General features: G+C 69.4%; 9 protein-coding genes. All 9 read right to left on the bottom strand.

What is annotated here, in order from left to right; all coding sequences use genetic code 11:
* Window positions 1-848: acetyl-CoA C-acyltransferase (locus tag HYU53_09455; GenBank protein MBI2221421.1), on the bottom strand; the 848-nt coding region annotated here is incomplete at its 3' end.
* Entirely contained in the window at window positions 848-2,797 is a 1,950-nt protein-coding gene (locus tag HYU53_09450) for an acetoacetate--CoA ligase (GenBank protein MBI2221420.1), read from the bottom strand. The genes HYU53_09455 and HYU53_09450, both read right to left, overlap by 1 nt.
* A gap of 44 nt (window positions 2,798-2,841) precedes the next feature.
* Window positions 2,842-3,675: a prephenate dehydrogenase/arogenate dehydrogenase family protein gene (locus HYU53_09445; protein MBI2221419.1), complete on the bottom strand. Its 834-nt coding sequence runs from the start codon at window positions 3,673-3,675 to the stop codon at window positions 2,842-2,844.
* A gap of 54 nt (window positions 3,676-3,729) precedes the next feature.
* Window positions 3,730-4,782: a 3-deoxy-7-phosphoheptulonate synthase gene (aroF, locus tag HYU53_09440; protein MBI2221418.1), complete on the bottom strand. Its 1,053-nt coding sequence runs from the start codon at window positions 4,780-4,782 to the stop codon at window positions 3,730-3,732.
* A gap of 18 nt (window positions 4,783-4,800) precedes the next feature.
* On the bottom strand, window positions 4,801-5,094 hold the full coding sequence (gene pheA / locus HYU53_09435) for a chorismate mutase (protein MBI2221417.1): 294 nt from the start codon (window positions 5,092-5,094) through the stop codon (window positions 4,801-4,803).
* Window positions 5,091-5,882: a tryptophan synthase subunit alpha gene (locus HYU53_09430; GenBank protein MBI2221416.1), complete on the bottom strand. Its 792-nt coding sequence runs from the start codon at window positions 5,880-5,882 to the stop codon at window positions 5,091-5,093. Before HYU53_09430 ends, pheA begins: the two co-directional genes overlap by 4 nt.
* Complete coding sequence (gene trpB / locus HYU53_09425; GenBank protein MBI2221415.1) at window positions 5,879-7,099, bottom strand: tryptophan synthase subunit beta; 1,221 nt, start codon at window positions 7,097-7,099, stop codon at window positions 5,879-5,881. The genes HYU53_09430 and trpB overlap by 4 nt, the downstream gene beginning before the upstream one ends.
* On the bottom strand, window positions 7,096-7,740 hold the full coding sequence (locus HYU53_09420; GenBank protein ID MBI2221414.1) for a phosphoribosylanthranilate isomerase: 645 nt from the start codon (window positions 7,738-7,740) through the stop codon (window positions 7,096-7,098). Before HYU53_09420 ends, trpB begins: the two co-directional genes overlap by 4 nt.
* Window positions 7,737-8,472, bottom strand: a 736-nt coding sequence (gene trpC / locus HYU53_09415; protein MBI2221413.1) for an indole-3-glycerol phosphate synthase TrpC, incomplete at its 5' end; no start/stop codon positions are given. The genes trpC and HYU53_09420, both read right to left, overlap by 4 nt.

The raw sequence follows: 8,472 nt of genomic DNA, 5'->3' as shown, positions 1-8,472 counted from the left end.
GTCGTGGCGTAGCTGACGACCCGCGCGAGTGGCCTGGCAGAAAGCTTCTTCAACCCATTCTCGGAGGCGACGACGAGCGCCGCCGCGCCGTCGTTGATGCCGGAGGCATTGCCCGCCGTCACGCTCCCCTCTTTCCTGAACGCCGGCCTCAGGGCGCCGAGCGTCCCGGCCGTGGTGCCCGGGCGCGGATGCTCGTCGCGCTCGACCCTGACGGGCGAGCCCTTCCTCTGCGGAACATCGACGGGAACAATCTCGCGCGAGAATTTTCCTGCGCTGATGGCCAGCTCGGCGCGCCGCTGGCTCTCGGCCGCGAAGGCGTCCTGGTCCGCGCGCGGAACGTTGTATCGTGTCGCGACCTCCTCGGCCGTGATGCCCATGTGGCATCCCTTGATGGCGCACGTCAGCCCCTCGGCGAGCATCGTGTCCACGACCTCCTGGTGACCCATGCGGTAGCCCCAGCGCGCTCCCTTGAGGACGTACGGCGCATTGCTCATCGACTCGGCGCCACCGGCCACGAGCACATCGACATACCCGCACCGCAACGCCTCGACCGCATGGACGACGGCCGAGAGGCCGGACCCGCAGACGCGGTTGATCGTCTCGGCGGGCACTTCGACCGGCAGGCCGGCCTTGAGGGCCGCCTGCCGCGCCACGTTCATGCCGGCTCCGGCCTGCAGCACGCACCCAAGGATGACGTCGCCCACCTCCTCCGGGCGGGCGCCGGCCCGTGCAAGCGCCTCGCGGACGACGATGGCGCCGAGGTCGGCGGCGGACAGATCTTTCAGCGCGCCGCCGAACGCTCCAATCGGGGTGCGGCACGCGCTCACGAGATAGGCATCAAGACTCATCAGGATTCCAGTTCTGGAAGATTGCGATACAAATCAAGGGCATCAGGATTGGCGAGCGCCTCGCGGTTCTTCACCTGGCGCCCGTGGACGACGTCGCGGACGGCAAGCTCGGTGATTTTTCCGCTCTTCGTCCGCGGGATGTCACGCACCGCGACGATGCGCGCGGGTACGTGTCGTGGGGTCGTGTTCCGGCGGATCTGGTCGCGAATGCGCTGCTGGAGCGCCGCATCGAGCGCGACGCCCTCGCGCAGATGGACGAACAGCACGACCCGCTCGTCTCCCTGCCAGTGCTGGCCGACGACCAGGCTTTCGAGCACTTCCGGGAGCTGTTCGACCTGCCGGTAGATCTCGGCCGTGCCGATCCGCACGCCGCCGGGGTTCAGGACGGCGTCGGACCGGCCGTGGATGATGACGCCGTCATGGTCCGTGATTTCGGCGTAGTCCCCATGGGCCCACACGCCGGGGTATTTCTCGAAATACGCCGCGCGGTACTTGCAGTCGTCCGGGTCGTTCCAGAACCCGACGGGCATCGACGGGAACGATCGCCGGCACACCAGCTCCCCCTTCTCCTGCCGCACCGGCGTGCCGGTCTCGTCGAACACGTCGACGTCCATCCCCAGCGCTCTTGTCTGGATTTCCCCGCGCCAGACCGGCCCGCATGGATTCCCGCCGACAAAGCAGCTGATGATGTCGGTCCCCCCGGAGATCGACGCGAGGTGCAGATCCTTCTTGATTGCGCGGTAGACGTAGTCGAAGCTCTCGGGGGCCAGCGGCGAGCCCGTGGAGGTCATCGTGCGGAGCGCGTCCAGGCGGTGCGTGCGCGCGGGCTCGAGGCCTGCCTTGCTCGCCGCGTCGATGAATTTCGCGGAGGTGCCGAACAGCGTCATCCTCTCCGCCTCCGCGAAGTCGAACAGCACGTTGCCGTCCGGATGGAACGGCGAGCCGTCGTACAGGAGCAGCGTGGCGCCGGAGGCCAGCGCGGTGAGCAGCCAGTTCCACATCATCCAGCCGCACGTCGTGAAGTAGAACACCCGATCGCGGGGATGGATGTCGCAGTGGAGCTGGTGCTCCTTGAGATGCTGGAGCAGCGTGCCGCCCGCACCGTGGACGATACATTTCGGGGCGCCGGTCGTGCCGCTCGAGTACAGGATGTAGAGCGGATGATCGAACGGTAGCGACTCGAACGCGATCTCGCCATCGCCCGCCGGCGCCATGGCGTCCTCCCAGCGCACGGCCGCCCGGATGGCGGACACGTCAGGCGACTCGTGCAAGTACGGCAACACGATGACGCGCTCCAAAGACGGCAGCCCGTCCACAATCTCCCGCACCTTGCTCAACGAGTCGAATCGCTTGCCGCCGTGGACATAGCCGTCGACGCCGAACAGCACGCGCGGGGCGATCTGCCCGAAGCGATCGAGAACGCCCTGCACGCCGAAGTCGGGTGAGGTGGACGACCAGATGGCGCCCACGGCGGCGGCGCCCAGCGCGGCGATCATCGTTTCCGGCACATTCGGCATGTACCCGCAGACGCGATCCCCTGGCCGGATGCCATGCCCCCGGAGCGTCGCCGCCACGGCGGCCACGCTGTCGTACAGCCGGCGATGCGAGATCGCCCTGCGCTGCCCGATCTCGCTCCGAAACACGATCGCCTCGCCGTCGTCGCGCCGGCGAAGGAGATTGCGCGCGAAGTTGAGCCGCGCGCCGGGAAAATACTTCGCGCCCGGCATGCGGTCGATGTCCGCGGCGGCCGTGTCACCGCGCGTCTCGGCCAGCACGCCGCAGAACTCCCAGACGGCCGACCAGAAGGCCGGACGGTTGCCCACCGAAAAGGCGTGCAACGCGGCGTAATCCGCAAAGGGTTGGCCGTGCGTGCGTTCCAGATATTCAACGAACGCGGTCAGGCGGGCATGGCGAATGCGATCGGCGGAGGGGGTCCAGAGCGGTGGCACTCAGAGAAGAATAATACGGTCAGCGCCGAAGGTCCTATGGACTCTCAGCGCCCTTCGAGTTGAGCCTTCCATTCCTGGGCCGACTTGAAGATCGTCTCCAGGACGTCACCCCGTTCGAGATCGCCGCGGAGTTTCTTCAGGACCTCAATCAGCGTGTCGAGGGCCGGCCCGATATTGTCGGCGTTCGACACACAGACGTCCCTCCACAGATCCGGCGGGCTGCTGGCCAGCCTCGTGGAATCCTGCAGGCCGCGGCCGGCTATCGCGAGTCCCTCCCGGCCCGCAGCTTCGCCGACGACGTGCATCAGAGCGCTTGCGGTCAATTGCGGGAGGTGACTGAGGCAGGCGAGCAGGCGGTCGTGCTCCTCGGCGGACATCTCGACACATCGTGCCCCGAGCGCCGCGACAAACTCCTTGAGCTTCGGCAAGGCGGCAGACGGACGCGACGGGCACAGAATCCACGGCCGATCCGCATAGAGGTCCGGGCGCGCGTGCTCGAGGCCGGCGACCGACGCGCCCGCCATCGGATGCCCTCCGATGAACGTGGCGCAGCCGTGAAGGTTCCGGCCTGCTTCAACGATCCCCCGCTTCGTACTGCCAAGGTCAGTGAGGATCGCGTCCCCCGAGACCAGGGCCGCGACATCGGCGAGAATCCGCTCGTTCTCCGCGACGGGTGCGGCCAGGACGATCAGCTCGGCGTCGCTGATCATCCCGAGGTCTTCCGCTCCCACGTCGATGACGTGCGTGATTGTCGCCCGCTCGATCACGTCCTTGCGGTCGACACCAATCACGAGCGAGCCGGGCCACTGCCGTCGTATGGCCAGACCCAGCGACCCGCCCATCAGGCCGAGCCCGACGATGCCAATCCTGCTGAACACGGGAGGAGTCCCCGCCGCGTGTGCGCGAACGACAGGGAGCGGTTCCGTCATGTCCTAGGTCGCCGCCCATCCCCTTCGCATGGCCGGCTCGATGCAAATGCTCCGGCCGATCGCCGGCGCGATGATCCGGAGTTCCGCCATCAGGTGCTCGAACTGGGTCGGGAACAGGCTCTGAGCGCCGTCGCTCCTGGCGTGATCCGGATCGCAGTGGACCTCGATGATGAGACCGTCGGCGCCCGCCGCGACCGAGGCGCGCGCCATCGGCGCCACCTTGTCGCGCCGGCCGGTGCCGTGGCTCGGGTCGACGATCACCGGCAGGTGACTCAGCTTCTGGACGACCGGGATCGCGGAAATATCGAGGGTGTTGCGCGTGTAGCTCTCGAAGGTCCGAATGCCCCGCTCGCACAGGATCACGTCCATGTTGCCGCCCGCCAGGACGTACTCCGCCGAGAGCAGCCATTCCTCGATCGTCGCCGAGATGCCCCGCTTGAGGAGCACGGGCTTGCGGGTCCGGCCCAGCTCGCGCAGCAGCGTGAAGTTCTGCATGTTGCGCGCGCCGACCTGCAGGATGTCGACGTAGCGGGAGATGAGCTCGATCTGGCTGAGATCCATCACCTCGGACACGAGCTTGAGGCCGTGGCGATCGGCGGCGCCGCGCAACATCTTCAGGCCGTCCTCGCCGAGCCCCTGGAAGCTGTACGGCGAGCTGCGCGGCTTGAACGCCCCGCCCCGCAGGATCTTGGCGCCCGCGCGCTTCACGGCCGCCGCCGTCGTCTCCACCTGCGACTCGCTCTCGGCCGAACACGGCCCGGCCATCACGATGACCTCGTCGCCGCCGATCCGCACGTCGCCGACCGTGATCACCGTGTTGTCCGGCTTGAACGTCCGGCTCGCGAGCTTGTAAGGCTCGGTGATGCGCAGCACTTCGTGCACGCCGTCCAGCACCTCGATCAGCCTCGGGTCCGCCTGGCGATTGCCGCCCACCGCACCCAGGACCGTCCGCAGCGCTCCGGTCGATCGGTGCACGTCAAAGCCCATCTCCATGAGATGCGCGATGACCTGCTGCACCTGTTCTTCGGTTGCGCGCTCCTCCATGACGACCACCATGTGTCCCTCACTTACATTTTATCCGCGTTGTGCGAGGCGCTCGAGCCGCCGCGCTTCGTCGATGATCCGTTCAAACAGCCGCCGGATGGCCGCCTCGTCGAGCGGGCCGGAATTGGCGCGCGCGACGTGCTCGAGGACCTCGTGCTCGCGCTCCGGCTGGTAGATCGGCAGCCCGAGCGCCTCCTTCGCGCGGCCGACTTCGACCGCGCACGCGGCACGCGCGTTCAGCAGGCGGACGAGCTGCTCGTCGAGCACATCGATCCGCTCCCGCAAGATCCGCAAGATATCCTGCCTCTCCGCTCCCCCGTTCATGCCGGCCCCTTCAGCCATCGAACGTGCTCGCACGCCCGGCGCACCAGGTCGTCGCGAGCACCCGCGTCCGCGATGACGTTGACGAGGCCGCTGCCGACCACGGCGGCCTCGGCGATGGCGCACGCCGCGCGCACGTGCTCGGGCTTCGAGATGCCGAAGCCCAGCGCGACCGGCAGCGACGACGACCCGCGGATGGCGCTCACGACATCGCCCGCCTCGTCGGACAGCGCGGCGTGCACGCCGGTCACGCCGAGGCGGGAAACCGCATACAGGAAGCCCGCGCCCAGCTCCCCCGCGCGGCGCACGCGCGCCGGCGGCGTCGTCGGGCTCACCAGGAAGATCGGCGCTATCCCGCGGGCCCGGAGAGATTCGGCGAGCGGCGCGGCCTCGTCGATCGGAAGATCGAGAACGAGCACGCCGTCCACACCGGCATCGGCCGCCCGCGCCACGAACGCCTCGTATCCCATCCGCTCGATCGGGTTGGCGTAGGTGAAGAGCACGATCGGCGCGTCGACGGCCGCGCGCTCGCGCGCGAGCATGTCGAACACTTTTCCCAGCGTCGCGCCCGACCGGAGGGCGCGTTCGGACGCGCGCTGGATGATCGGACCATCCGCCATCGGGTCGGAAAACGGTACGCCCACTTCAAGGACGTCGGCGCCCGCGGCCGGGAGCGCGCGCAGCAGCTCGGATGTGCGCGCGAGGTCCGGGTCGCCGGCGGTGATGTAGGCGACCAATCCAGGCTTATGGTCGCGCTTCAGGCGGGCGAACGCGGCGTCGATCCGCGTCATGATGCGTCACCCTGCAGCATCTGCACGGTCTGCACGTCCTTGTCGCCGCGCCCTGAGAGATTCACGAGCACGATCGCGGCCTCATCCTTGGCCGCGAGCACTTGCGCGTACGCCACCGCGTGGGCTGATTCCAATGCCGGGATGATCCCTTCACGCCGCGCCAGCGCCTCGAACGAGTCGAGCGCGTCGGCGTCCGACACCCACGAGTACTCGGCGCGCCCCATATCCCGGAGCCACGCGTGCTCCGGTCCGACCGCCGCGTAGTCCAGACCCGCCGAGACCGAATGCGTCAACTCGATGTTGCCCGCCGCGTCCTGGAGCACATACGTGCGGGTCCCCTGCAGGACACCCGGCAGCCCGTCCGCGAACCGCGCCGCGTGCCGTCCGGGCAGGATACCCTCGCCTCCGGCCTCGACGCCCACGAGGCGCACGTCGCGATCGCCGATGAACGCGTCGAAGATGCCGAGCGCGTTGCTTCCGCCGCCAACGCACGCGACGACGAGGTCGGGAAGCGCGCCCGCCGCTGCCAGGATCTGGCCGCGCGCCTCCTCTCCGATGACGGACTGGAACTCGCGCACCATGAGCGGGTACGGGTGCGGCCCCAGGACGGACCCCAGCAGGTAGTACGTGTCGCGAACGTTGGTGACCCAGTCACGCATCGCCTCGTTGATCGCATCCTTGAGCGTGCGGCTGCCCGCGTTGACCTCGCGGACCTCGGCGCCGAGCAATTGCATGCGGTAGACGTTCGGCGCCTGGCGCTTCATGTCGTCCGCGCCCATGTACACAACGCACTCGAGCCCGAGCAGCGCGCAGGCGGTGGCGGTCGCCACGCCGTGCTGCCCCGCGCCGGTCTCGGCAATCACCCGCCGCTTGCCCATGCGCTCGGCCAGCAGCGCCTGTCCGATCGCGTTGTTGATCTTGTGCGCGCCGGTATGGGCGAGGTCTTCACGCTTCAGGAACACGCGGGTTCGCGAGCCGGCGCAAAGACGACGGGCCTCGTACAGCGGCGTCGGGCGCCCGACATAGTCCCTGAGCAGCGTCTGCAGCCGCTCGTGGAACCGGGCATCCTCCCGGGCCTCGACGTACGCGCGCGCGAGGTCTTCGACGGGCGCGGCCAGGGTTTCAGGCACGTAACGGCCGCCGTACGCGCCGTAGTACCCGCGCGCGTCCGGGTCGCGGCGTCCGAATCCTGCGCGGCGCGGCGTATCGGCGCTCATGCGAAGAGCCCCTGCGGCACGACGCCGCTCCTGCCGCGCACTGCGTCGAGAAACGCGCGCACGAGGTTCGCGTCCTTGACTCCGGGGCGTGCCTCCACGCCCGACGACACGTCCACGGCATACGGCGACACGGAGGCGATCGCCCCCGCGACGTTGTCCGGCGTCAGGCCGCCGGCGAGCGCGATGCGCCGAAGCGACGCGCCCGCCGCGGCGGCCGTCCAGTCGATCGTCGTTCCGGTGCCACCCTTGCGCGCCTCGTCCTGGGCGTCGAGCAGCGGGAGGACGTGCGGGGACAGGTCCCGCAGCGCATCGGCGCGCCACCCGGCGCCGACGGCGACGGACTTGAGAATCGGCAGGCCGAACTCGTACGCAGCCACGTTCTCGTGGCCGTGAAGCTGGATCGCATCCAGTCTCGCCCCCTTCGCCACGCCTTCCACGAAATGCGGCAGTTGATCCACAAACACGCCCACGGTCGTCACTCCTGTCCCGGCCAGTGCCAGCACAATCTCCTTCGCGCGGTCCACGGTCAGGCAGCGTGTGCTGCCGGGCCAGAACACCAGGCCGATCGCCGACGCGCCCGCCTCGGCGGCGAGGCGGGCATCGGCCACGCGCGCGATGCCGCAGATCTTGACGCGCGTCACGCCGTCGCCTCCGGCGTGCGTCCCATCAGCTCCGAAAGGGCCATGGCCGGATCCGCCGCCGTCACCAGCCGCTCCCCCACGAGGAACGCATCGAAGCCCGCCGACTCGAACCGCGCGACGTCGTCGCGCGACTGGATGCCGCTCTCCGCCACGGCCAGCACGCCGTCCGGAACGCGAGGGATCAGCTCGGACGCGGTTGACGTGCGCACGCCGAGGGTGCGCAGGTCGCGGTTGTTCACGCCGATGATGCGGGCCCCGGCGTCAACCGCTCGCGTCAGTTCCGCGGCGTCGTGCACCTCCACGAGCGCCGCGACGCCGAGCGCGGCCGCGTCGCGCAGGAGCGACCCGAGCGCGCGGTCGTCCAGGGCGGCCACGATCAACAGCACTGCCGCCGCCCCCCACGCGCGCGCCTCGAGGATCTGGTACCGGCAGACGATGAAGTCCTTTCGCAGCACGGGCAGGCTGACGGCCGCGCGCACCGCCTGCAGGTGCTCGGGCGCGCCGTCGAAGAAGGCCGGCTCGGTCAGCACCGAGATGGCGACGGCCCCGCCCCGCTCGTACGCGCGCGCGAGCGCGGGTGCGTCGTACTCGCGGCGCAGGATGCCGCGCGATGGCGACCGCCGCTTGCACTCCGCGATGACACGCGGCCGCCGTGCCTCCCGCAGCGCCGCCTCGAACCGGCCACCTGCACGGGGCAGGCGTTCGACCGCGCGCTCCAGCGCCTCCTCCGGC

Source organism: Acidobacteriota bacterium (genome assembly GCA_016184105.1).
Lineage (GTDB): Bacteria > Acidobacteriota > Vicinamibacteria > Vicinamibacterales > 2-12-FULL-66-21 > JACPDI01.
Note: the sequence above shows the minus strand (reverse complement) of the source record. Positions and strands in the feature narration are given on the sequence as shown.

Coding starts and splice junctions, on each gene's coding strand:
- pheA (MBI2221417.1), bottom strand. CDS start 5,094: ATGAACGGGGGAGCGGAGAGGCAGGATATCTTGCGGATCTTGCGGGAG.
- aroF (MBI2221418.1), bottom strand. CDS start 4,782: ATGGTGGTCGTCATGGAGGAGCGCGCAACCGAAGAACAGGTGCAGCAG.
- trpB (MBI2221415.1), bottom strand. CDS start 7,099: ATGAGCGCCGATACGCCGCGCCGCGCAGGATTCGGACGCCGCGACCCG.
- HYU53_09430 (MBI2221416.1), bottom strand. CDS start 5,882: ATGACGCGGATCGACGCCGCGTTCGCCCGCCTGAAGCGCGACCATAAG.